Below are 23,280 nucleotides of genomic sequence, written 5' to 3'. Positions count from 1 at the left end.
TATCTGTACCTACTGTAGTATGTGATGAAAAGAAGGCAATATACCTCGTTCAATAGAGTGAATGTTCAGTTTATTTAAACTACAGTTTCAGACTATCATCCACTACCTCTTGTTCTTTAACATTTTTTCTTTGAACCTCTTTACTTCTTTCTTCCCAAAATGTTAAACCTTCAATTCCTACATTTTTAGGATCAAATACTGGATCTTTCCCTTCTTTTTTCTGCGCTTCATAATCTTTTAACACTTTTAATGCGATTTTACTTAATAGTAGAATCGCAATTAAGTTTAACCATGCCATACTACCAATTCCTAAATCCCCAAGATTCCATAAAAGCGACGCTGATTCTATGCTACCGATGTAAACCATAATTAAAAATCCAATTTTCAAAACTGGTTTTAACCAGCTATATTTAAGCTCACGATCTAAATAAGTAAGTGTCGTTTCAGCGATATAGTAGTATGCGAGTAAAGTTGTAAATGCGAAGAAGAAGATTGCGATTGAAATGAATAATGGACCAAACCCAGTCATAACAGTTTCAACTGCTTGTTGTGTATAGATTGGACCAGCATCAACATTCCCTATATTTTTTACAATAGCGCTTTTCCCTTCCGGTATAACATTATACATACCTGTTATTAAAATCATAAGAGCTGTCGCTGTACATACGATAATTGTATCAATGTATACAGAAAAGGCTTGAACTAACCCTTGTTTTGCTGGGTGAGATACTTCAGCCGCAGCAGAGCTATACGTCGCTTCTCCAACGCCAGCTACATTTGAAAATACAGCGCGCTTTACGCCCCATGCAATTGCTGCACCGACGATTCCACCAAACATTTCATTTATACCGAAAGCACTAGAGAAAATTAAAGCGAACATACTTGGAATTTCCGTTACATTCGCAATTAATACGATACATGTAACAATTACATATCCAATTGCCATAAATGGAACGAGCATTTGTGAAACGCCTGCAATTCTCTTTACGCCACCAAAAATGATTGCCGCTAATAATATGACTAACAATATACCAGTTATATATTTGCTAATACCATTAGAGTTTTCGAATCCAACTGCGATACTACTAGATTGAATACCTGGTAATAAAACACCATATGAAAGTGTTACAACGACTGCTACAATGATTGCAAACCATTTCATTTTCAATCCTTTTTCAATGAAATATGGTGTACCACCGCGATATTCATTTCCAACTTTACTTTTATATACTTGAGATAATGTTGATTCAACAAATGCACTAGCTGCTCCTAATAGAGCCATTACCCACATCCAAAATACAGCTCCCGGTCCGCCGAAAGCGATAGCTGTTGCGACCCCTGCAATATTACCTATTCCGACCCTACCTGATAAGGCTAAACAAAATGCTTGAAAGGATGAAATTCCCGTCTCCGAGCTCTTCCCTTCAAATAATAGTTTAATCATCTCTTTAAAATAACGAATTTGTAGAAAACGAGTTGCAATAGTAAAATACACCCCTGCCCCTAATGCGAAAATAACTAGCCCTATACTCCATACTTGCCCTACTAACCACTCTACTAATTGCTCCATCCAAATCCCCCTTATCATTCTTTAGAACACTATTTTATATATAAGAAAACGGACAACTATTATGAAAACTTCCAGTTGTCCGTCTATCTCATTATTTCATCTCTCTATTACTTTATATTTACCCAAACACTTTTCACTTCTGTGTAATTATCAAGCGCATATGAACCTAACTCACGGCCGATACCAGATTGTTTAAATCCACCAAATGGTGCCGCTGCATTTTCTAAGTTATAATCATTAATCCATACCGTTCCTGCCTTTAATTTATTGGCAACTTGATGTCCTGTTTTAATATTTTGTGTCCATACGCCTGCAGCGAGTCCGTAAGAAGAGCGATTTGCTCTTTCGATTACTTCTTCCGTTGAATCAAATGGAAGTACAACGACAACTGGACCGAAGATTTCTTCCTTAACTATCGTCATATCGTCAGTAACATCTATGAATACGGTTGGCTGTACAAAATAACCTTTTTCAAATGCACGTTCACCACCAGCAGCAACAGTCGCGCCTTCAGCTTTTCCTTGTTCAATGTAATGTAGTACACGCTCTTGTTGCTTTTTAGATACGAGAGGACCCATTTCCGTTTCCTTCTCCATACCTGCTCCAAGTTTCACGTTATTCGCCATTTTCACTAGTTCATTTACGACTGTTTCGTAATGTTTTCGGTGAACGAACACGCGAGATCCAGCACTACAATTTTGGCCGTGATTATACATAATACCTTGGAATGCACCGTTAATCGCTTCTTCTAAATCAGCATCTTCTAAAATGATATTTGGTGATTTACCACCAAGTTCTAACGTTACATGTTTAATTGTTTCTGCAGATTGACGCATAATATATTTTCCTGTAACTGTTGAACCTGTGAAGGCTACTTTATCAATATCATGATGGTTTACAATTGCAGCTCCCGCTTCAGGGCCGAAACCTGGCACAAAGTTTACAACACCATCTGGAAAACCTGCTTCTTTAAAAAGTTTCGCTGTATATAATAACGATAAAGGAGTTTGCTCTGCTGGTTTTAATACGATCGTACAACCTGTTGCTAGTGCAGCTCCCATTTTCCAAGAAGACATAACGAGCGGAAAATTCCAAGGAATAATTTGACCTACAACGCCAACAGGTTCATGGCGTGTGTAATTTAAGTAATCTTTTGAAATCGGAATGGTTTGCCCGATAATTTTCGTAGCCCATCCCGCATAATAGCGATAATTTTCTACAGTCGCTGCAATATCATCATCCAGTGCTACTTGATATGGCTTCCCATTATCTAAAGCTTCTAACTGTGCTAATTCTTCTCCATGCTCTTCTATTAAGTCTGCTAATTTATAAATAAGATGTGCTCTTTCAGCGGTAGTCATTTCTGCCCAAGGTCCTGATTCAAATGCAGATCGTGCCGCTTTTACTGCGACATCGATATCCTCTTCTTGTGCTTCACATACGACCGCTAAAACATCTTCTGTTGCTGGATTGTATGTTTCAAACGTCTTCCCGCTAATTGAAGGAACAAATTCACCATTAATAAACATTTTAATTTCTTCATTTAAAAACGCTTTCACTTTTGGTTTTAGTTCAATGTTTTTCGTTAACATATATGCTCTCCTCCTTATTTAAACAGCTGCATGAGCTGCAATTTTTGAAATAATCGTTTGAAGTTTTTGATCTTCTTCTTCAGTTAATCCGAGTCTCGGATAACGTGAAGGTCCTCCAGCTTGCCCGTGTAATTCCATTGATCGTTTCACAATTTGCACATACTTTCCTGATCCTTCAAGAAACTCGCAAAGGGGTAAAATAGCGTCGTTTATTTCCCAAGCTTTTTCTAATTCACCATTTTGGAAATGCTCATACATTTTCGTAACAAGTCCCGGTACGATATTACCTGCTACTGAAACCCATCCCGTTGCACCAACTAAATAAGATTCCATAACTAAATCTTCAGATCCGCAAAATACTTGAAAAGCACCTTCGCCTTGTCTTACTAAATCTCTCGCTTTTCGAATATCTCCGCTAGATTCTTTAATATGTGTAACATTTTCACAGTCTTTTCCAATACGTAGCATGAGTTCTGTACTCATATCAACACCAGATGTAAACGGGTTATTGTATAACATAATTGGAATATTTACAGCGTTTGAGATTTCTTTAAAATGAAAATATATTTCCTCTTCTTTCGGTTTACAATAATACGAATTTATAATTAATGCACAATCCGCTCCATGCGCTTCTGCATGTTTCGTATATTCAATCGTCTCTTTCGTCGTCTCCGCAGCAGTTCCAACAATAACTGGTATACGACCATCAACTTCTTTTAATACTGTTTCTACCATTTTAAATCGTTCTTCTTTTGATAAACTCACAAACTCTCCTGTGCTTCCATTAATAATAATGCCAGCCACTTTTTGCTCAATAAAGTAGTTTACGTTTTGTTTTACACCGTTCCAATTAATCTCTTGAAACTCATCCATCGGTGTGATTAATACTGGAAATGCCCCTTTAATATTTTTCATATTTATCTCTCCCTTTACTATTTTATTTTAATAAAAATCCTGTCGGAAACGGATCTGTAGGATCTAATAGAAACGTCTGCATCCCTGTAATAAATCCTCTACTTTCAAAACGGAAAATGTAACCTATTTCTTCCTTCTTCACTTTTTCAACAGTTATAAAGCTATTACATATACTTTCATTTATAAAAGGTTTATCCGCTATATAATTATTTTTAAATAACGCGTGAACATAAGACACAATAGTAGAAACAAAACCTGGCGATCGTACGATAAAGTTATCTTCATGAAAGGTAATCGACTTTATATGGTTCTTTTCTTTTTGCGAAGAATCTACTAAAATAAGCCTTTTTATTAACGACTGTTTTTGTATAGCTTGTAGTGTACTTTCTCCCCATTTTTTCAATTCAGAAATGTTTTCAATATGAATTTCTGGTGAATACGCATCTTTTTCTACAACTGCGTATACTTTATCTGCCTGTATGAGAGAGTAACTTATATGTTCAACTTGTAAATTTTTCTCAATCATATAACATACTTTACTTTCAAACGAAACAGATACAACTTCATCATGCTCTACATACGCATGAACTAAAAATATGCCAGATAACGTTTCGATTTTGTATTGATTCGTCTCTCTCTTTTTTACATACCCACTTTCTAGTAACATCGTTATGACTGCGACAATACCTCCGTAATGAAGAGGTATTGACCCTTCATGATTAAAAAATAATACAGCTGCATCGATTTCCGGATGAATAGAAGGAACGACGATACATCCATTTAAACCGATAAAACCACGCGGTTCATTTAATAAAAGCTGCATTTCTTCCGCTAATTCACCTGAAAATTGTTCGTTTAATTGTTCTAAATTGTAGTAGTACTTGCATGGTACATCTTTGATTACACGGAATACCTCGCCATTTACGTGTACGTCTACTGCTGTATACATTTTTTGAATGTTCATTTTACATCCTCCGTTTCATGTTCCATCGGCGGAATTAGCAAAAAGCCTTCTTTCAGTGGATCCTTTTCATTGTAAAAAAATCTATGCATCCCCATAAGCCAAGCTGAACCTGTAATTTTCGTTACGACAGCTTCAATATTTTCAACATTTGTCGTATTTATGACACAACCTTTAAATAAAGAGCCAACGATACTCTCGTGAACAAACTCTTCATCAATCTCAATTTTTTGGTTAGCATATAATACCGCTAACTTTGCTGATGTTCCTGTACCACATGGAGAACGATCAATTCCTCCAGGCGGAACGACAACTGTATTTTTCACATGCGCACTTTCATGTGTAGGATCTGTATAAAACTCCACATGGGTTAATCCTCTAATAAACGAATGCTCTGGATGAATGATTTCAAATTTCTCATTAATGATATTTCTTATATGAATTGCCTTATCTATGATTGTAGATGCGTTTTCTGGTACTAACTCTAACCCTACTGATTTCGCATCGATAATGGCATAAAAATTCCCTCCATACGCAATATCCGCCTCTACAGTTCCAATGTCTTCGACGTCTACAGTAATGTGTTTCAGTAAAAAAGCTGGTATGTTACAAAAGGAGACTTCTTTCGCTTTTCCATCTTGAACAAAGATATCCACTTCAACTAAGCCGGCTGGCGTGTCTAACTTTAACGAGGTAATCGGTTCAACTACCGGAATTAAACCTGATTCAATTAAAGCTGTACATACACCAATTGTATCGTGACCACACATCGGTAAATATCCACCTGTCTCTATGTAAATAACACCAATATCTGCTTCAGGATGACACGGATCTGTTAATAGTGCTCCTGACATTACATCATGACCACGCGGTTCATTCATTAACAATTTGCGAATCCAGTCATACTCCTTTTTCATATGTAACATCTTCTCTGCCATCGTCTCGCCTATTAACTTAGGCAGGCCGCTAATCAATGTTCTCGTTGGATTCCCGCCCGTATGTGTATCAATCGTCGTAAAGACTCTTTGTGACCTCATCCGTTTAACACCCTTTCTGTAAAACGACTCAAACGAAGTGGTTCAATAGGAATGATTGTTTCTTTTTCATTTAATAACTCTTCAATCACTTTTCCTGTAACTGCGGCAAGACTAATGCCATCCCCCTCATGCCCTGCTGCTATAAAGTAATTTGGGATATGTTCCACACGTGAAATAATCGGCAAATGATCTTCTGTCCACGGGCGTAATCCAGCATAGGAACGAATCACCATCATATCCGCCATTTTCGGATAAAAACGTATTGCTCTGTTCGCAATACATTTAATAACCTCGTTATTTATCCTCGTATGAAACCCTACAAACTCTCTACTACTACCAATTAAAAAATTTTGGCTTTCTGTCGGCTCAAACACAAGAGCTACCCCATATTTTTCAGTTAAAGCATCCACTTTTCGTTGTCCGCCAAATTTAGAAATTAAATAACCAAATTCCATTACTTTACGGCAACCAACGTGTTGTTGCCTTGAAGCTACAATAATATGCCCTTTTCTCGGTTCAATTGGGATATTTATATCCAACATTTGTCCGATTTTCGGAGCCCACACACCCGCTGCGTTCACCACTTGCTTCGCAGTAAACGTCCCATTTGTCGTTTCTACAATAAAGGAACCTTCTTTATCTCTTTTCATTTCTTTTACTTCCGTATGATTAAAAGCCTTCGTACCATATTTCTTCGATTCTGCAAGAAGTGAAAAAGCAAGAAGATATGGATTTACAGTCGAATCTGTTGCGCATTCTAACCCGCCTAATAAATCATCTGCAAAAAATGGCGATTCTGCTCTTATATCTTGCCTATCAAGCATTCGAAACGGTAAACCCGCTTCTTTTTGACGATTCACCCATTGCTGCGCTGCTTCCATTTCTTCTTCTGACTCACATACGAGAATACTTCCTGGTGCCCTATATTCAAATGAGTGCTCTAACTCTTCACTTAAATCCGTTACTAATTTTTGACTTACTAACGACATTTGACTATCAAATCCTGGGTCTTTATCAATAGCCAAAATATTTCCATCGCAGCGTGAAGACGTCCCGCTGACAAATTCTCCTTTTTCAATGATTGTTACGTCTCTTCCGTATTTTGAAGTGTAATAAGCGATCGAGCAGCCAATAATACCGCCGCCAATTATTAAAACGTCGCAGTGCCTCACAAAATACTCCTCCTTCCCCTAAAGCTCTCACTTTCTTTTATGCAATTGACGTGCCAACTGTACATATATACAATTTTTATAAATAATATTTTTATTTGTAAAAATATTTTAAATTTATCGCAAATAAGTGTATTATTTTTTTATCACTGTCAAAATTTTTATACATAATAGGAGGACAATATGGCATTCTCATTTCCCACAATAAAAGAATTTCTAAAAATTTTATCCATTAATCATACATACTGCTTGCAACATATTGAGCAAATTAACGGAAAGTATTATTACCGCCCTTCTACTACAGAAAAATATAACTGCGCAGTAATATATGAAGATGAATCATTCACCGCTTTAATTGACGCGTTTTCCAATGAAATAGTCGTTATCATAATGAACGAAAATAAAGAGCCTATATGCTGTATAACAGCTCAGCAAATCATCCCGTTTCTTGTTAAGTCATACAATGAACTCCATTCTTTTTATAACACCGTAATACAAACAACGGATTCTTCCGTTACAGTCATCGATGATAAAGAACGCGTTTGCACCTGGACAGATGGCGCCGAGAAGATCTTTTCAGTCAAGCATAATGAGATTATTGGGCAACCTATCACTCGTTTTTTTGACTATAAAGATTTGGAAATTTTGCAATCATTACATGACGGAAAAAGTATAATCGCTCAGTTCCATCAACCTCGTCCAGATTTGTTCGTATTAATTAACTCAAATCCAGTTTATTGTAACGATGAAATTATAGGAGCAGTCGTTTCAGAAACTGACGTTACAAATCAAGTCGCATTAAATGAAAAACTATTCAATATGTCACATGAAATGCACCGTTTAGAACAAGAAGTAGCAAAGTATAAAGATGAATCAGACCCTTTTCTTGCGATGAATGGAAAGAGCCCCGTTATACAAAGAACAATACAATTAGCTAGAAAAGTTTGTTCGGTGAAATCAACTGTTTTAATACTCGGCGAAAGTGGTGTTGGAAAAGAAGTATTTGCGAAAGCAATTCATGATGCAAGTGAAGCAGCTAAAGCTCCATTCATTTCAATTAACTGCGGCGCAATTCCAGAAGCATTATTTGAAAGTGAATTATTCGGCTATGAGCGCGGGGCGTTTTCTGGTGCAAATAATAAAGGTAAGAAAGGTAAAATAGAGCTCGCCCAAGGTGGCACATTATTTCTTGATGAAATAGGAGAAATGCCGCTCGATATGCAAGTGAAACTTTTACGTGTACTACAAGAACGAAAATATTACCGAGTTGGTGGAGAAAAAGAGATTCATATTGATTTCCGTATTATCGCTGCTACCAATCGTGATTTACAAGAAGAAATGAGAAAAGGCACGTTCCGAGAAGATTTATACTATCGTCTAAATGTAGTTAGTTTGCATATTCCACCGCTGCGCGAAAGACGCGAAGATATTATTGAATTAACCTACTCTTTCTTAAACGATTTTTCAATCAACTATAACAGACCCATTCGCGACTTACCTTCAAGCATTATGCATGAACTGCTTCATTACAATTGGCCAGGTAATATTCGCGAGCTCCGTAACGTTGTCGAAAGACTTGTCGTATTTGCGACTGACGGTATTATAAAACAAGAATATTTACCATTTCATACATCTGAAACTTTAGAGGAACATTCGGCTCATTCCCTATTACTCAGCAACAATAATACAATCCTCTCTTTACAAGAAGAGATGGAGGAACATGAGAAAAAGGTCATTGAGAGGGCTTTACGCATTTTGAATGGAAATAAATTAGAATGTGCGAAACAACTTGGTGTTACGAGAGCCACTTTATATAACCGTTTAAAAAAGCTCGGGTTACAATAAACCTTACCTCCTCTATATTGGCATAGTTTTTGCATTGTATAATTTGTGCAAACCGAACTAGAGGAGGAATACATATGACGAATAAAGACCACTTAATTGTTTGTCGATGTGAAGAAGTTACATACGGTCAACTTCAATCGACAATTGCTGAATATAAATGCTCGGCAAGAGAATTAAAACTAAGAACACGTGCTGGCATGGGATTTTGCGGTGGCCGCACATGTAGAATGATGATAGATCGAATGATTGAACATGCAAATCCAGGCGTAACTACAAATGATATTCCATTGAAATATCAACCACCGGTACGAGCAGTTACTTTTGGATCGGTAGGTGAAAGTAAATGAGTAGAATTACACATCACCCTATTTTAGGAAGTTTACATAATAGTAATCGCATTACTTTTCAATTTAACGGTCAACAATATGAAGCATATGAACATGAAACGATTGCGGCCGCTTTACTTGCAAACGGAATAAGAACATTAAGAGTGCACGAAGATAACGGGACGCCGCGAGGTATTTACTGTAATATCGGACATTGTTCTGAATGCCGCGTCACAGTAAACAATCAAGCAAACGTACGAGCATGCTTAACTGTCGTTGAAAAAGATATGGTTGTTGCTAGTGGTAAACAGCATCCAAATATCGTGAGAGAGATGGTGAAAAAGCGATGAATGATGTCATAATTATCGGAGCTGGCCCAGCGGGTTTATCAGCCTCTATCTCTTGCGCTCGATTTGGACTGAATGTACTTGTTATTGATGAATTTATGAAGCCTGGCGGAAGATTGTTAGGACAATTACATCAAGAACCTACTGGAGAATGGTGGAACGGGATAAAAGAATCAAAACGCCTTCACGAAGAAGCACAATCTCTTTCAGTTAATATTCAATGTGGCATTTCCGTCTATAATTTAGATAAAGATGAAAGTTCTTGGTACGTACATACGAATATCGGTACGTTAGAAGCACCGTTCGTTTTACTTGCTACTGGCGCTGCTGAGTACTCCATTCCCCTTCCCGGTTGGACACTTCCAGGAGTCATGTCAATCGGGGCAGCCCAAGTAATGACAAATGTTCATCGCGTTCAAGTTGGGGAAAAAGGAATCATTATTGGTGCTAACATTTTGTCATTCGCTATTTTGAATGAATTACAATTAGCAGGCATCAAAGTTGAACATATCGTACTTCCTGAAAAAAGTGAATTAAGTCAACAGGCTGGAGAACCAGAAGAAGTTTTAAACTCTCTTTTAAATGCGGCTCATCTCGCTCCTTCTGCTTTTCTACGCATAGGTAGCCATTTTATGAAATATGACTGGATTCGAAAAGCCGGATTAACCTTCTATCCAAACAGCGGAATGAAAATAAACGGTACACCTCTTCACCTTCGAAAAGCAGCTCTTGAAATTATCGGAACAAATCAAGTTGAAGGTGTACGCATTGCTAATATTGATACGAAAGGAAATATCGTAACCGGATCGGAACAAATATATGAAGCAGACTTCGTTTGTATTGCCGGTGGCTTATATCCTCTCGCTGAACTAGCCGCTGTAGCTGGCTGTCCGTTCCGTTACATTCCGGAATTAGGCGGGCATGTTCCTCTCCATTCCGAAACAATGGAAACCCCTCTTTCTGGTTTATTTGTAGCCGGCAATATAACTGGCATTGAAAGCGGGAAAATTGCAATGGCACAAGGGACTGTTGCTGGATATTCAATTGTAAAACAGGCAAATAAAAAATCCCATTCTGTGGAACAACAATTGCAACAAGCAATCCAACATGTACATGCGGTACGTCAACAAGCTGCCATTCAATTTAACCAAGGTGTTGATGTCGGTAGACGGAAAATGAATGAAATTTGGCGTGATTATTCCCTTGCATATGCACATACTAAAAAGAGCTGCTGAGAATACTCTCAACAGCTCTTTTTCCTACTCATCTGAGTTATTAAATTTCGCTAACGCGTAAATACCTTCTTCATCATCTAATTCAAGTTGTAATCTCGCCGCAAATGAATTGACATTATATTCTCTGTCAAGTAATAAGCGTAGTGCTTCGATTAAGTTCGCTTGAATTAAAATTTGCTGGCGACCATTTACCTCTACTTCAGCAGAAAAACCATAGTCATCGTCGTACATAAGTTCAACTAAAACTTCTTCTGGACCAACTTGTCTTTTTTCAGCGATATATACGCAAAGGGCATTGATCAGTTCTTGTTCAGAAATTTTTATCGTTTCCATGCTACTTCATCTTCCTTTTTCTTACGTTGATCTTTGAAGTATTTAAATGCACGAATTGCTAACATTACGATACCAGCCATTACTAACATATTTACCATAAATGCTAATACAGAACCAAGAGCTCCCATATTTGCAAATAAGCTACCCATTAGTAAACCACCGAGACCACCTAGTAATAAACCTTTCATAAAGCTTCCTTTATTACTTTTTGGTGCTGTATTTGTTGCTTTTGTTTTTGAATCAGGAGTCGTTTTTTGAGAATTTACATTTGAGTCTTTTTTGTTTAAATCAACTTTTGACTTTTGACCTGAACTTGGTGTAAACGACTTTTTACCAGATTTGTAACTCTTCGCTGCTGCGTGATCTACAAACATGAAGCTACTAGCTCCAAAGATAACCATGAATGCTGTCATGACTGCTACAAGTTTTTTCAACATATTATATCCATTCTCCTTTTATATAGATATATGTGAAATCTACCTTTCTAGTAAATTCAGAATGATAGATTTATTTTTAAAAACATTTTAAAGGTTCTTATGAACTTATTATATGAACTTTTGTCGAAATATGCAAGTGTTATTTACTTCCGACAGTTTAGTGACAAAGGAAAAATTAAGCAAAACAGAATTGACTTTAAATGAAACAAAACATATTATAGGTTCATAAGAACTTTTTATTATTTATGGAGGTGAAAAGATGGAAACATTTCATCTCACACGAAACGAAATGGCTACCCTTCTTCTATCATTAAGAGGATGGAATACGAAAAAGCCTCTCGGTATTTTACAAGAAGCTTGGGCAAAGTCACATAAAAAAGATATTGAAAGCGGACAAAGCGTAACTGCTTTTATCACTACCGCACTTTCACCTATTTTTGAAAAACTGATAAAAATTGACGATACAGACGTCGGTTTCTCTTTAAATGAAATAGTCGCGCTTGGCAATCAGATCGAAAACACAAGTTTCTCTGTAACTGCCATGCAAAACTGGGTGAAACGAGATATAAAAGAAATGATTGGCTCTCCTCAAAAAGGAAAAAAATATTCAATTGAACAAGCAGCCTTACTATTCATTGTTGAAGATTTAAAAACAGCACTTGATTTTGAATCCATTCGTAAGCTATTACGCCTTATCGTAAACGACCCAGCCGATCGAAGTGATGACTTAATCAATCCTGTTCATTTATATGGAGCATACTCTTCTCTATTTGAAGAACTCAATCAAGGGAATTGCTTACAATTAAATGCAACAGATACAATCCATACAATTGAAAACATCGTAAAAGAAAGAGCTGATAAAATTGCAAGCAAGTTCGATCAGGTTAATAACGAACAACGTGAAGCAATCCGTAACGCCATTATTATCGCCACACTTTCTGTACATACCGCATATGTACAAATGTTAGCGAAACGTTACGTAACAGCAACTTTATTTCTACAAAATTTAGATGTGAAACCGTAAAAAACAAGCATCCCCCCTATCTTATATGTAGAACTGGGAGATGCTTGTTTTTTATATCAATATAAGATGCAAAAATCGTTTACATATAAGTTTCATTTTACAATTGCTCTTGATTATGTAATTATCATTACTAATCTATAATTCATTCAACAATCTTCATTTCGTGCTATTAAATGCCTATTAGATTTTCTCGATAAACTTAATTACATCATCGTTGTAATTGTATTTATCATTAATTTCTCGCAATAATTCAATATCGTGAGTATGAGTTTTTCCAGTCTCGAGCAATTCGCGATATAAATCAATATAAGGAAGATTTTTACTAATAGCGTTTTTTAATTCCTTTTCTACATCATAAGAAACTTTTTTAAATCTCACCTCCGCAATCCCTGCCTCATCAATCTCAAGAATTGCATACTGAGCACGTAAGTCAGAGTTTAGCTTATTCCACTTGTAAAAAGGTTGTCCAACTGTTCCTGGGTTAATAATTAATTGATCATCGCTACTATAGCGCAACAATTGATGGTGGGTATGAGCGTAAATCGCAATATCATATTCACGATCAAATAACCGATCAAACTGTTCCTGATTATTAGTGGGCCACAAATCTCCTCCGTAATTTTTATTTTGTAAATTATGACTAATACTGATTGATAAATCATTAACCTGTTTTATTATCTGTAATGGTAAATTTTTAATATGCTTAATATAGTTTTCATCCAAGTTTTCACATTGATACTGAACTAATCTAGAAACATAAATATCAGTTGCGTTATCAATATCAATGTTTTTATTAAGAACGTCAAGAAAGCTATCTTCCCAGTTTCCTTGTACATAAGTATCAACGTTTATACTTTCTAACATTTTAAATAAATCATTCGATCCAGAACCTGGCATAATTAAATCTCCTAAAAACCAATAATCAGTCACATCTTCTTTCATAGAATCTTCGATAACTGTTTGTAAAGCAGTTGCATTTCCATGTACATCTGCCAGTAATGCAATTTTATGTTTCATGTATTTTATTCACTCTCCCTAATTCACGCTATATTCAGAATTAAATACACACGCTTTTTTCTTTCTATACTGTTTCCTCTTTCTTAACTCTACGCATTTCGTACACTTTCACTTCATTCTCCACATACGATTTTACTTTTTCAAATCCAGCTTTCTCATAACAACGAATCGCCCTCTTGTTATCTTCCCTAACTTGCAATAGAACTGCTTCTATATCAGGGTCTAAAAATGATTTACTAATAAAATACTTTGTAATCTCCGTTCCAAGCCCTTTTGAATATAAATTCGAAACGCCAATGAGAATAGAGTATTCCATCACATATATATCATCATATTTCGTCTTTTTTAATCCAACTCTACCTATTACTTCATCCTTCACTACTATTACATGATAACTTGCATGAGACCGCGACAATTTTTCGGTCCAGTACTGACGAAGCTCTTCGATTGTATATCGCTTAAATGGTTTTATATCCGCTATGTTATGTAATTTTTCATCGTTATACCATTCTAATATAACTGGTAAATCATCCATTTCTAAAAGGCGTTCTTTCCACTCCACATTTCCACCTCATCCATTTTATGTTTTCAAACTAATTAAATTGAATATGCATATTCTTTTTTAGGTAACCTTACTATCTCTCGAATAAAAGGGGATTTTTCTACAATATCCTCTAGCTGCCCCTCACTATAGACGTAAATACCACCTACATATGAACTGTACGCCTTTTTCTCAATTATTATTGCTAAATTATTATTCTCCCTCTTAAAATCACCCTCCAGCCCTTTTTGAAATGATAAACTTTTAGTACCTGAAAAATAAAGCTGAATTAACGCCACTAATTGTTTGTCCTCTGATTTTGCAAAGCACTGAACTTCATGTAAAATCATTTCATCTTGTAATGGAAGAAAGTCCTCTACTAATAAACCCTCTTCTTTATAAAAGAAATTTTGTAATTCAGGAGTATAGAATTTAAGGTTTTTTTCCATTACCTTTCGAAAAATGGATTGCAACAATAAATCTTTTCCTATTACAAACGGATGACCAAAGCCATTATTATAAAGTCCTTCTTTCATTTTCATTAGTTGTTCAATCAAAGGGATTCCAGATTCTTCAATTACAAGTTTACCATTAATAAAACGCATACTAGCAATCAGTTCTTCAATTCTTAAGCCCTCTAATTCAAGATTAGAATAATATAAATCTCTATTCCAAAAATCTAATTGATCCATGCCTAATGAATTAAATAAAAGTTCATCTATAATTAGAAAAACACCATCTTCTGTTAAAGCTTTCATTACATCATCTAATAATCCAGGGGTCTAATTTAAAATCGTGCGTATTTCTTCGTCCTCTTGAATGATTCGTATAGTCCACTCACCATGATCTTCACCTGATATTTGTTGAAAACAATGCGAATACGGACCATGGCCAATATCGTGTAGAAGTGCTACAACAGATAATAATTCCCTCTCATATTCTGATAAATGAATATCACCAATATTCGTAAGATGTTCTATCACTTTATTTACAAGTACATATACACCTATTGAATGTTCTTTCCTCGTATGTATTGCGTTTTCGTGTAAAAAGTATGTATGTCCTTGTTGTTTTATATCCGCCAACCTTTGAAATGCTTTTGTATTTATCAATTGAAGAATATATCTATCCTGAATAGATATTGGTCCATAAATCGGATCTGTAATATACATATGTTCTCCTCCTATTTTTGTAAATTAAAGACCTCCACTATTATACTTAATTTTCAGTCTATTATCATTAGAATATGAGGAATTTTTAATAATCTTTTCATTCTCTCTTCATGAAAATTGAACTTATATACTTTACTATAATCCTTATAAAGGACATAAAAGAATTGAAATAGCAATCCCCTATACAAATAAGGTATAATCTACACATAGTGAATCTTTTATGTTATTAAGTATAAGGTTCACCTATTCAAAAATACATAAACTAGAAGGTGCAACAATGGTAAGTAGTTTTATTCATTCAGTATTAACGTTTTTTGAAGGATTAGGTTATTGGGGCATTATGCTTGGACTTATGATTGAGATTATCCCAAGTGAGATTGTCCTTGCTTATGCGGGATACTTAGTATTCAATGGTAGTATCTCATTTTTAGGCGCAGTTGTATTTGGTACAATTGGCGGTGTTATTGCTCAAATTTTTATTTATTGGCTTGGACGATACGGTGGACGACCTATATTAGAACGATACGGAAAATATATTTTCATTCATAAAAAACATATAGATGCTGCAGAAGATTGGTTTAATCGTTACGGAACTGGCGTCATTTTTACAGCACGCTTCATTCCAGTAGTGCGTCATGCGATTTCAATTCCTGCTGGTATTACAAAAATGTCATTCCTACGTTTCACTACGTTAACAGCACTCGCAATCATCCCTTGGTCTATCATTTTCATTTACTTAGGTGAAAAACTAGGTGAAAATTGGGAGAATATTAATGATATCGCTGGACCATATGTGAAATCATTCGCAATTGGTGGCGTCATACTTATTGTTTTATACTTCGTTATAAAAAAATGGACAAAAAAACGTAAAAATCTTGCGTAAAAATATAAATAAAAACCGCTATACATTCATTACGAATGTTAGCGGTTTTTATTATAGGCTTAATTTTGTATTAGAAATTGCATTATTTCTTCTTTGTGCTTTAAGTCATGTTGAATGAGTGATGAAAAGTAATGATTTAATTTCACGTTTTTAGTGCCAAATTGGTAGACATTATAAAAATATTTGGTGGGAATTCGCTCAATTTCATCCACTAACTATTTACGAGTAACACTGAATTGATTTAATAGTCCTTCTTTTGAAATACCAGATCTCGCATATTTAATTGCTCCCTTATTCATTTCCTCAACATCTATTGGAACATTTGGTACAGATTGTCCACTTATAAAGTATGGAATTCTATGCTTTATTAAAAACGCATCCCAAACGATAAAATGTGAAATCACATCTGCAATTGCCCATGAACCTTCTCTTAATGCCTGAAACCATATATCATCAGGTACTCGCTGTAATGTTTGACACCATTCTATTATATTTAACTTTTCTTCTAAAATATTTTCTTTCTTCATTATGCATTCCTTTCTCGCACTTGTAATTCATTCATATGAATATCTTCTAGGAATTATATAAAAAGCCTCCATAATTATGTGGATAAGCAACAATTCACTCATTCATTTCGTATATTATCTCAAAAAGGAGTGATTCCCCTATGCATTGGCAACAAAAAATACAATACTTAATCGGACGCCCTATCGGTATTTCCTTCATAAATGGGCAAGGAACCTCTGGTGTATTATGTTCAGCACATGATGGTCAATTATATGTGTATGAATACCTTTATCAAGCGCAGTTCGCAATGAAACATTATGATTTTAGACACATTCAAGATATACATGCCTTTCCGAATTGCCCACATCAAAATCCTCTATACTAAAAAAAGGAACAGCTTATAGCCGTTCCTTTTTCTCCACACTTATTTCTCAGTATAAAAGTTTTGCACTGCTTCATCAAAGTAAATCCAGCCTTTCCAACCTAAATGAATTGTATCTTTTAAGAAATACTTATCATATTCATGGCCAGAGAAATCGACTACTGGATACCCAGCTTTCTCAACTTGTTCCCGAACTTTTTTATAATACACTTCACGGCGCTCTTTAGGGAAACCAGCGTAATCATACCACGGTCCATTTACAGGTACAGAAATAAAGAGCGGCTTGACATTTTTCTCTTTAAAAATATTTAAAACAATTTGTAAGTCATCATATTCTGGTGATTCTTCATACGATTCATTTGCTCTAAAGTTTTTTAAACCTTTTAACTTTTTCTTCAAATTATGTTTATAGTAATATGGATTTTCAATTCCGAATGTGTTTGTAGTAGATTCCGCTTTCCCTTCTTCTTCCGCATGTTTACGTGCATCTACCCAAGAAATTGAACGTAGTCCCACATTTGTTTTTTCTTTCATCGGCTCAATCTTAAATATGGAGTTAAATAAATCTCTATGATCTAAAATATTTCGATGCATATAAGCAAGTGGTTTAACTAAACCCGCTTTTACGTTATGTTTCGTATCATTAAATACAATACCTTCTAAGGAATTTTTTAATATATCATCTTCTTGAACAACTTTATAATCTAAAAGTCGTTTCGCAATTTGCTTCTTCATTTCTACATTTATTTTATCATTAAAAATAAAATGATATGCTTGTTGTTTAGAGAAATTGTTCGTAAAATCCCCCTGCGATACACCAGTCTTTGTAAACCATTGTGGTGATAAAACAAAGACTACTTTTTTACCTTCTAACTCATCCATTGTAGATGTCATATTTAATATATGAGCTAAACTTTGTGTACCGCCAATCCCAATTAAATATGGCGTAAAACCAGCGGGATTTACTTTGAAATAATTAGACGGATGATATGCATCCATTCGTAAAAATTCAGATGAACCGTACATCGGTAAATACTGCGAATTCTCTAACATTTTCTGTTGCAAGAATACACTTTGTAATTTTTCTTTTTGTAAGGAAGTTGCCGCATCTGCTACCTTCTTATCACTAATCAGTGATACTAAACTTTTCGATGGGATGAGTATGATAATAAAAAAAAGCACACACGCTAAAATTATGGGACCAAAGGCATGCTTCATTTTCATTTTTTATTCCTCTTCCTATCGCAATTAAATTGTAACCCTTGTCTTTGACACGTCATCATTTCTCTCCTTTTTCTCTATACATGTTCCATTCTATTTATCTATTATATACATGTATGTATTTCTTTCCTTGTTCTATTAAGACCTATATATAGCGCAAGAAAATGTTTCCATAGAAACACGTTAATTATACAAGATTCTACATACATTTCACACTGAAATTTTAGTAATAATTTTATTTTTTAACAATGAAAAAACATATGAAATGTCTAGAATTCTTCGGATGATGTATTGAGTTCAAAATATGATAATAAGCGCCCGCTATAATCAACTTCATGAGTATATATAAACCCTAGATTTCGTAAAAGTTTTTTCGAGTTCTCATTTGCTACTTTTACTCTAGCAATTATTCTTTTTACATTCATCATCTCTTTTGCATATTGAATGGAAGCCTTTGCTGCTTCTGACGCATATCCATTTCCCCAATATTCCGGATCAAGTAAATACATAATTTCTATTTCACCTGTTTCATCTATTTTTCTTAAACCACAATGTCCTAAAAGCTCTCCTGTATTTCTATTAACTAACAACCATACCCCGAAACCATACTGTTCCCAATGTGATATTAGTTGCATAATATAGTCCTTTGCTTCTTCCTTTGACATTCCCTTTGATTTAGCAAGCCATTTGCCAACAGCCTCTTCTTTTACTATGCTATAAAATTGATCAACATCTTCTATAATGGGCTTTCTCATGAATAACCTTTTTGTATGTATTACTTTCTTTTCTTCAAACATAAAACTTCATTCCCCTCCAAAATTTTATACAGACTAGTAAATTATACCATGTACTATTTACCCGACTTTAACTAAAAAACAGACTACCACAAACGTGGAGTCTGTTTTCTCATCCTTTATTTTTGTACATCTGCCCACTTTAAACTTGTTGCTGGTCCAAATTGATGTACGTATAAATCTTTCACATACGGCTTTTGTAAGTAAGATAATCCGCGCTGGAATACTGGAGCAATAACTGCATCATCAAGTAGCATTTTTTCAGCATCTTGTAGTGCTTTCCAGCGAGCCTTTTCATCATTACCTAATTCTGTTTTAATCTTCTTAATTAACGCATCATATTCTGGATTCGCATATTCAGTATTGTTCACACTACTTCCAGAAAGGAATACTTCTAAGTATGTCATTGGATCTGGATAATCTGGTAGCCAACGTGATAATGACATTTCATATTCTTTCTTCTTCTCTAGCGCTAGCTTTTGCGTATGTGGTTGTAATTTTACATTTACCTTTAAGCCTGGTAAGTTTTTCTCTAGCTGTTCTTTAATGTATTCTCCTACTTTCTTAAAGTTTTCTAAATCATAGTTTAATAACTCAAGCGTTACTTCATTTGTACCAGTCTCTTGCTTCGCCTTTTCCCAATATTCTTTCGCCTGTTTTACATCCGTTTTATTAAACTCACCTGCTGTACTTCTAAAATCTTTTTTATCTGGACCTTTTAAAAATCCTTTTGGCACGTAATAGTTTGCAGCAACCGATCCATCATTTAAAAATGAAGTCGCAAGTCCTTTCTTATCAAACACTGTACTTAGTGCAAGACGTGCATTTTTATTTTTAAGAATCGGCACATTTTCATTAAATCGGAAGAAGTACATAACCGGATCTGTATATTGTTTAAGCTCTTTATTATTTTTATATTTATCTACGAATTCAGTTGAAATGACAGCTCGATCAACTTTATCTGTTTCATATAAATTTACCGCAGTTGAAATTTCTTTAACAATTTGATAGTTTACTTCATCTAACTTCACTGCTTTTTTATCCCAATACTTTTCGTTTTTCTTCATCGTAAAGCTCGCTTCATGCTTCCAATCAGATAGTGTAAAAGGCCCATTATATACCGCTTTATTTGCTTCTAATCCATATTTATCACCTTGTTCTTTCGCATATTTTTCGTTAATTGGATAGAACGATGGTAAAATAAGTAATTTCGTAAAATACGGTACAGGATGTTCTAACTCTACAACGAATGTTTTATCATCCGTCGCTTTTACTCCTAATTCCTCTAACCCTAGTTGTTTCTTATTTATTTTCTCCGCATTTTTCACATCGTATGCAATGTATGCATATTGAGAAGCAGTATCCGGATTGATAAGCTGTTTCCAAGCATATACGTAATCTTGCGCTGTTACTGGATCTCCGTTAGACCACTTCGCATCACGCAAGTGGAATGTATATGTTTTCCCATCTTTACTCACTTCATATTTTTGTGCTCCAGCCTCAATCACTTCATCGTTTTTCGATAAGCGGAATAATCCTTCCATGACGTTATTTAAAACGTTAAATGATACTGCATCTGTTACTTTCCCTGAATTTAATGACGGAATTTCACCCGTTTCTAGTAACTGTAATACTTTCTTCTCATCTTTCGGCTTTGTCGTTGTTTTTTCTTTTGCGCAGCCAACTAAAATTGAAGAAACGAATAAAGTACTAACTAATGAGTAACGAACAACTTTTTTCATTTGAAAACCCCCTCTATTTTTTAAGGTAAGTAACGACGGGCGCCAGCGTATTCTTCTATATATCCTGGTGTATTTAGCGGTATAATCTCTACCGATCTTTCAGCTCTCGGTGAGTGAATCATATTTCCATCACCAATGTACATCCCCACATGATGAACACTGCCTTTCCCTTGATCATGTGCAAAGAAGATTAAATCTCCTTTTTGTAAATGTTCTTTATCCACTGCAACTCCATTTCTCGATTGCGGACCAGAATCTCGTGGAATTGTAATACCGTGCGATTTATAAATCGTATGTGTAAATCCAGAGCAATCAAATCCGAAGCCACTTGTACCAGCCCAAATGTACGGTAATCCTAAAAACATTTTCCCTGTGTTTATTAAATCATCGGCCGTCGGGGTTGGAATATCATTTTGAGAACGGTAAACCGTTCCATCATGTTTTCGTAGCCAAGCTTTCTGCCCATTTGGTAGCAACACGCGGTATGAAATCGTATCTTCACTAAGTAGCGGCAGTCGCGTATTATAGCTCACTTCAAGCGATTTATGTTTTTCAGAAGGATTTATATATAAAATGGCTGTCGGTTTTGTTACTAATACGAAAGGTTCATTTGTTTTATCTGCAAATTCTTGATTATATGTTAACTGTTTTTCAGGCATCCATCCTGGGTAGCCTTCTTCATTTCGAGGTGTTGGCTGACCATGGACTAACACTTTCACCCAATCCCCTTTTTTATCTACAACTGTTACTTCTTGGCCTAATAACGCTTGCGTTTCTAATTTATTTGCACTTGTTAACCAAAGTTTCTCATCCAGCGTCATCGACTTCGTCCACTTCCACAAATCAACTGGATTTGTAGCACTTGGTGCATCAATTGGCCGTAATGAATCAGGCGTGGTCCAAAGTGTTGCGGCAGATACATCGATAAACGCCTTACTATCTTTCTTTTCTTCAGCATTTGCTGATGTAAACGATGAAAATATAAATAAAGTTGTTAAAAATGCAGTTCCTACTTTTTTCATACATATCCCCCTTAAAAGATAATTTACTAGTCTCTTCTCCTAAGATTTACTATTCACTGTCGATTGAAGGTTTACCTTTGATCCAGAATAAGTCATTCCTTCCGGTTCTTCCATTAACCAAAGTGGCGCATCAAGATCGAAGTAATGAATATTAGGATGTGCAGCAGCTAAATGTGCAACAGCGCTAACAGAAAGAGAAGATTCCATCATGCTTCCTACCATACATTTCACACCAGCTGCTTCTGCGATATCAGCAATACGCCACGCTTCACGTATGCCTCCACATTTCATTAATTTAATATTGATTAAGTCTGCATATCTTCCTTGCACAATTTTTAATGCATCACTCGCTGAAAATATGCTTTCATCTGCCATAATAGGTGTTTGTACATGATCTTTGACGTACTTTAATCCATCCCAATCTTTCGCATGAACAGGTTGTTCAATAAATTCAATATTTAAATTGCGATTTTCCATCTCTTTAATGATAGAAACTGCCTCTTTTGGATTCCACCCTTGATTTGCATCTAATCGTAACGTCGTATTTTTTGGTACGCTATTTCGAATCGCTTCAATACGTTCTAAGTCTAAGTGTGCAGATTTCCCCACTTTAATTTTTAAAGTTTGAAATCCTTTTTCTACATGTTGCTTTGCCTCTTTCGCCATAATGAACGGTTCATCTACACTTACAGTAATATCTGTGTGAATTTCTTTTTTTCCACCTAATAATGCGTAAAGTGGAATGTTATGATATTGACAATACACATCATATAATGCGATATCTACCGCGGCTTTCGCACTTGGATTTCCAATGCAACTCATTTGGATGTGCTGTAGTAACTGCTGAAATTGAATGATATCTTGACCAATTAAATTGGAACGCATCGGCCCTAAAATTGCTTCTTCAATCCCGTTAGCGAAATCCCCCGTAATAACCGGTGTTGCAGCTGCTGCACCCTTGCCAACAATTCCTTCATCTGTATGAATATATACATCTATACTTTCTATTTCGGTTACGGTACGAAGCGCGGTTTTAAACGGTGTATGAAGATTTACACGTCTACGATTTACTTTTACATCGGTAATTTTCATTTTGTTCATCCTTTCGTTGTCTGGCAAAACGGATCCTTAATTCTCAACTTTTTTGGAGCAAAAGATCTCCGTTTTCGCTTACTTTTCATATAGAAGGTAAATGTGAAATAAAAAAA

The 23,280-nt window shown here is 35.4% G+C and carries 22 protein-coding genes and 2 pseudogenes; 7 read left to right on the top strand and 17 right to left on the bottom strand.

The features are described from left to right. Nucleotides 1–79: 79 nt before the first annotated feature. The 6 genes from QCI47_RS14000 to QCI47_RS13975 all read right to left on the bottom strand — a co-directional run bounded on the left by QCI47_RS14000 (nt 80) and on the right by QCI47_RS13975 (nt 7,247). Entirely contained in the window at nt 80–1,570 is a 1,491-nt protein-coding gene (locus QCI47_RS14000; protein WP_000436985.1) for an alanine/glycine:cation symporter family protein, read from the bottom strand. Nucleotides 1,571–1,677: 107 nt separating this feature from the next. Continuing rightward, entirely contained in the window at nt 1,678–3,162 is a 1,485-nt protein-coding gene (locus QCI47_RS13995; RefSeq protein WP_061130588.1) for an aldehyde dehydrogenase family protein, read from the bottom strand. Between the two features lie 18 nt (nt 3,163–3,180). After that, nucleotides 3,181–4,077 carry a 4-hydroxy-tetrahydrodipicolinate synthase gene (dapA, locus tag QCI47_RS13990; RefSeq protein WP_073541739.1) on the bottom strand — a complete coding sequence of 299 codons (897 nt, stop codon included), beginning with the start codon at nt 4,075–4,077 and terminating at the stop codon, nt 3,181–3,183. Between the two features lie 22 nt (nt 4,078–4,099). Further along, a complete protein-coding gene (locus QCI47_RS13985) occupies nt 4,100–5,041 on the bottom strand; it encodes a proline racemase family protein (RefSeq protein WP_061130586.1) in 942 nt (313 codons plus the stop codon). Beyond that, nucleotides 5,038–6,075 carry a proline racemase family protein gene (locus QCI47_RS13980; RefSeq protein WP_001257530.1) on the bottom strand — a complete coding sequence of 346 codons (1,038 nt, stop codon included), beginning with the start codon at nt 6,073–6,075 and terminating at the stop codon, nt 5,038–5,040. The genes QCI47_RS13985 and QCI47_RS13980 overlap by 4 nt, the downstream gene beginning before the upstream one ends. Beyond that, entirely contained in the window at nt 6,072–7,247 is a 1,176-nt protein-coding gene (locus QCI47_RS13975) for an NAD(P)/FAD-dependent oxidoreductase (RefSeq protein WP_001215270.1), read from the bottom strand. The genes QCI47_RS13980 and QCI47_RS13975 overlap by 4 nt, the downstream gene beginning before the upstream one ends. A 180-nt stretch (nt 7,248–7,427) precedes the next feature. Between QCI47_RS13975 and QCI47_RS13970 the strand changes: the two genes are divergently transcribed. From QCI47_RS13970 to QCI47_RS13955, 4 genes are all read left to right on the top strand, one after another. Beyond that, a complete protein-coding gene (locus QCI47_RS13970) occupies nt 7,428–9,089 on the top strand; it encodes a sigma-54 interaction domain-containing protein (RefSeq protein WP_309423110.1) in 1,662 nt (553 codons plus the stop codon). Between the two features lie 74 nt (nt 9,090–9,163). Continuing rightward, complete coding sequence (locus QCI47_RS13965) at nt 9,164–9,436, top strand: (2Fe-2S)-binding protein (RefSeq protein WP_000182238.1); 273 nt, start codon at nt 9,164–9,166, stop codon at nt 9,434–9,436. Then, complete coding sequence (locus tag QCI47_RS13960; RefSeq protein ID WP_000087049.1) at nt 9,433–9,765, top strand: (2Fe-2S)-binding protein; 333 nt, start codon at nt 9,433–9,435, stop codon at nt 9,763–9,765. Before QCI47_RS13965 ends, QCI47_RS13960 begins: the two co-directional genes overlap by 4 nt. Then, entirely contained in the window at nt 9,762–10,997 is a 1,236-nt protein-coding gene (locus QCI47_RS13955; RefSeq protein WP_061130583.1) for an NAD(P)/FAD-dependent oxidoreductase, read from the top strand. The genes QCI47_RS13960 and QCI47_RS13955 overlap by 4 nt, the downstream gene beginning before the upstream one ends. Before the next feature lie 24 nt (nt 10,998–11,021). Here the strand turns inward: QCI47_RS13955 and QCI47_RS13950 are convergent, their stop codons facing one another. Further along, nucleotides 11,022–11,330, bottom strand: a complete 309-nt coding sequence (locus tag QCI47_RS13950; protein WP_000447759.1) for a YxcD family protein — start codon at nt 11,328–11,330, stop codon at nt 11,022–11,024. Continuing rightward, nucleotides 11,318–11,767, bottom strand: coding sequence for a hypothetical protein (locus QCI47_RS13945; protein ID WP_000914477.1), 450 nt, complete (start codon nt 11,765–11,767; stop codon nt 11,318–11,320). Before QCI47_RS13945 ends, QCI47_RS13950 begins: the two co-directional genes overlap by 13 nt. A 259-nt stretch (nt 11,768–12,026) precedes the next feature. On the opposite strand from QCI47_RS13945, the gene QCI47_RS13940 reads away from it, so the two are divergent. Next, nucleotides 12,027–12,791: a DUF1836 domain-containing protein gene (locus tag QCI47_RS13940; protein WP_000447224.1), complete on the top strand. Its 765-nt coding sequence runs from the start codon at nt 12,027–12,029 to the stop codon at nt 12,789–12,791. 180 nt (nt 12,792–12,971) lie between these two features. Here the strand turns inward: QCI47_RS13940 and QCI47_RS13935 are convergent, their stop codons facing one another. The 3 genes and pseudogenes from QCI47_RS13935 to QCI47_RS13925 all read right to left on the bottom strand — a co-directional run bounded on the left by QCI47_RS13935 (nt 12,972) and on the right by QCI47_RS13925 (nt 15,521). Continuing rightward, nucleotides 12,972–13,808, bottom strand: coding sequence for a metallophosphoesterase family protein (locus tag QCI47_RS13935; RefSeq protein WP_071741977.1), 837 nt, complete (start codon nt 13,806–13,808; stop codon nt 12,972–12,974). A gap of 64 nt (nt 13,809–13,872) precedes the next feature. Then, on the bottom strand, nt 13,873–14,370 hold the full coding sequence (locus tag QCI47_RS13930; RefSeq protein ID WP_000454877.1) for a GNAT family N-acetyltransferase: 498 nt from the start codon (nt 14,368–14,370) through the stop codon (nt 13,873–13,875). Nucleotides 14,371–14,405: 35 nt separating this feature from the next. Continuing rightward, a pseudogene (locus QCI47_RS13925) lies at nt 14,406–15,521 on the bottom strand (HD domain-containing protein). A gap of 277 nt (nt 15,522–15,798) precedes the next feature. Between QCI47_RS13925 and uptA the strand changes: the two are divergent. After that, nucleotides 15,799–16,404: an undecaprenyl phosphate transporter UptA gene (gene uptA / locus QCI47_RS13920; RefSeq protein WP_071741976.1), complete on the top strand. Its 606-nt coding sequence runs from the start codon at nt 15,799–15,801 to the stop codon at nt 16,402–16,404. A 59-nt stretch (nt 16,405–16,463) separates the two neighbouring features. Here the strand turns inward: uptA and QCI47_RS13915 are convergent. Then, nucleotides 16,464–16,931, bottom strand: a pseudogene (locus QCI47_RS13915) (DinB family protein). 140 nt (nt 16,932–17,071) lie between these two features. Here QCI47_RS13915 and QCI47_RS13910 point away from each other — a divergent pair. Next, on the top strand, nt 17,072–17,296 hold the full coding sequence (locus tag QCI47_RS13910; RefSeq protein WP_000558700.1) for a hypothetical protein: 225 nt from the start codon (nt 17,072–17,074) through the stop codon (nt 17,294–17,296). Between the two features lie 39 nt (nt 17,297–17,335). Here the strand turns inward: QCI47_RS13910 and dltD are convergent, their stop codons facing one another. From dltD to QCI47_RS13885, 5 genes are all read right to left on the bottom strand, one after another. After that, nucleotides 17,336–18,517, bottom strand: coding sequence for a D-alanyl-lipoteichoic acid biosynthesis protein DltD (dltD, locus tag QCI47_RS13905; protein WP_071741975.1), 1,182 nt, complete (start codon nt 18,515–18,517; stop codon nt 17,336–17,338). A gap of 266 nt (nt 18,518–18,783) precedes the next feature. Further along, complete coding sequence (locus QCI47_RS13900; protein ID WP_000461339.1) at nt 18,784–19,311, bottom strand: GNAT family N-acetyltransferase; 528 nt, start codon at nt 19,309–19,311, stop codon at nt 18,784–18,786. A 116-nt stretch (nt 19,312–19,427) separates the two neighbouring features. Continuing rightward, entirely contained in the window at nt 19,428–21,050 is a 1,623-nt protein-coding gene (locus tag QCI47_RS13895; protein ID WP_071741974.1) for a peptide ABC transporter substrate-binding protein, read from the bottom strand. A 20-nt stretch (nt 21,051–21,070) separates the two neighbouring features. Next, nucleotides 21,071–22,072 carry a C40 family peptidase gene (locus QCI47_RS13890; protein WP_000755445.1) on the bottom strand — a complete coding sequence of 334 codons (1,002 nt, stop codon included), beginning with the start codon at nt 22,070–22,072 and terminating at the stop codon, nt 21,071–21,073. 39 nt (nt 22,073–22,111) lie between these two features. Continuing rightward, nucleotides 22,112–23,173, bottom strand: a complete 1,062-nt coding sequence (locus tag QCI47_RS13885) for a dipeptide epimerase (RefSeq protein WP_001997652.1) — start codon at nt 23,171–23,173, stop codon at nt 22,112–22,114. Nucleotides 23,174–23,280 lie beyond the last annotated feature (107 nt).

The organism is Bacillus cereus group sp. RP29, from assembly GCF_040459765.1.
GTDB lineage: Bacteria > Bacillota > Bacilli > Bacillales > Bacillaceae_G > Bacillus_A > Bacillus_A paranthracis.
Note: the sequence above shows the minus strand (reverse complement) of the source record. Positions and strands in the feature narration are given on the sequence as shown.

What these genes read in the sequence shown, in the direction of transcription:
- QCI47_RS14000 (WP_000436985.1), bottom strand. Translation starts at nt 1,570, where the DNA reads ATGGAGCAATTAGTAGAGTGGTTAGTAGGGCAAGTATGGAGTATAGGG.
- QCI47_RS13995 (WP_061130588.1), bottom strand. Translation starts at nt 3,162, where the DNA reads ATGTTAACGAAAAACATTGAACTAAAACCAAAAGTGAAAGCGTTTTTA.
- dapA (WP_073541739.1), bottom strand. Translation starts at nt 4,077, where the DNA reads ATGAAAAATATTAAAGGGGCATTTCCAGTATTAATCACACCGATGGAT.
- QCI47_RS13985 (WP_061130586.1), bottom strand. Translation starts at nt 5,041, where the DNA reads ATGAACATTCAAAAAATGTATACAGCAGTAGACGTACACGTAAATGGC.
- QCI47_RS13980 (WP_001257530.1), bottom strand. Translation starts at nt 6,075, where the DNA reads ATGAGGTCACAAAGAGTCTTTACGACGATTGATACACATACGGGCGGG.
- QCI47_RS13970 (WP_309423110.1), top strand. Translation starts at nt 7,428, where the DNA reads ATGGCATTCTCATTTCCCACAATAAAAGAATTTCTAAAAATTTTATCC.
- QCI47_RS13965 (WP_000182238.1), top strand. Translation starts at nt 9,164, where the DNA reads ATGACGAATAAAGACCACTTAATTGTTTGTCGATGTGAAGAAGTTACA.
- QCI47_RS13960 (WP_000087049.1), top strand. Translation starts at nt 9,433, where the DNA reads ATGAGTAGAATTACACATCACCCTATTTTAGGAAGTTTACATAATAGT.
- QCI47_RS13955 (WP_061130583.1), top strand. Translation starts at nt 9,762, where the DNA reads ATGAATGATGTCATAATTATCGGAGCTGGCCCAGCGGGTTTATCAGCC.
- QCI47_RS13950 (WP_000447759.1), bottom strand. Translation starts at nt 11,330, where the DNA reads ATGGAAACGATAAAAATTTCTGAACAAGAACTGATCAATGCCCTTTGC.
- QCI47_RS13945 (WP_000914477.1), bottom strand. Translation starts at nt 11,767, where the DNA reads ATGTTGAAAAAACTTGTAGCAGTCATGACAGCATTCATGGTTATCTTT.
- QCI47_RS13940 (WP_000447224.1), top strand. Translation starts at nt 12,027, where the DNA reads ATGGAAACATTTCATCTCACACGAAACGAAATGGCTACCCTTCTTCTA.
- QCI47_RS13935 (WP_071741977.1), bottom strand. Translation starts at nt 13,808, where the DNA reads ATGAAACATAAAATTGCATTACTGGCAGATGTACATGGAAATGCAACT.
- uptA (WP_071741976.1), top strand. Translation starts at nt 15,799, where the DNA reads ATGGTAAGTAGTTTTATTCATTCAGTATTAACGTTTTTTGAAGGATTA.
- QCI47_RS13910 (WP_000558700.1), top strand. Translation starts at nt 17,072, where the DNA reads ATGCATTGGCAACAAAAAATACAATACTTAATCGGACGCCCTATCGGT.
- dltD (WP_071741975.1), bottom strand. Translation starts at nt 18,517, where the DNA reads ATGAAAATGAAGCATGCCTTTGGTCCCATAATTTTAGCGTGTGTGCTT.
- QCI47_RS13900 (WP_000461339.1), bottom strand. Translation starts at nt 19,311, where the DNA reads ATGTTTGAAGAAAAGAAAGTAATACATACAAAAAGGTTATTCATGAGA.
- QCI47_RS13895 (WP_071741974.1), bottom strand. Translation starts at nt 21,050, where the DNA reads ATGAAAAAAGTTGTTCGTTACTCATTAGTTAGTACTTTATTCGTTTCT.
- QCI47_RS13890 (WP_000755445.1), bottom strand. Translation starts at nt 22,072, where the DNA reads ATGAAAAAAGTAGGAACTGCATTTTTAACAACTTTATTTATATTTTCA.
- QCI47_RS13885 (WP_001997652.1), bottom strand. Translation starts at nt 23,173, where the DNA reads ATGAACAAAATGAAAATTACCGATGTAAAAGTAAATCGTAGACGTGTA.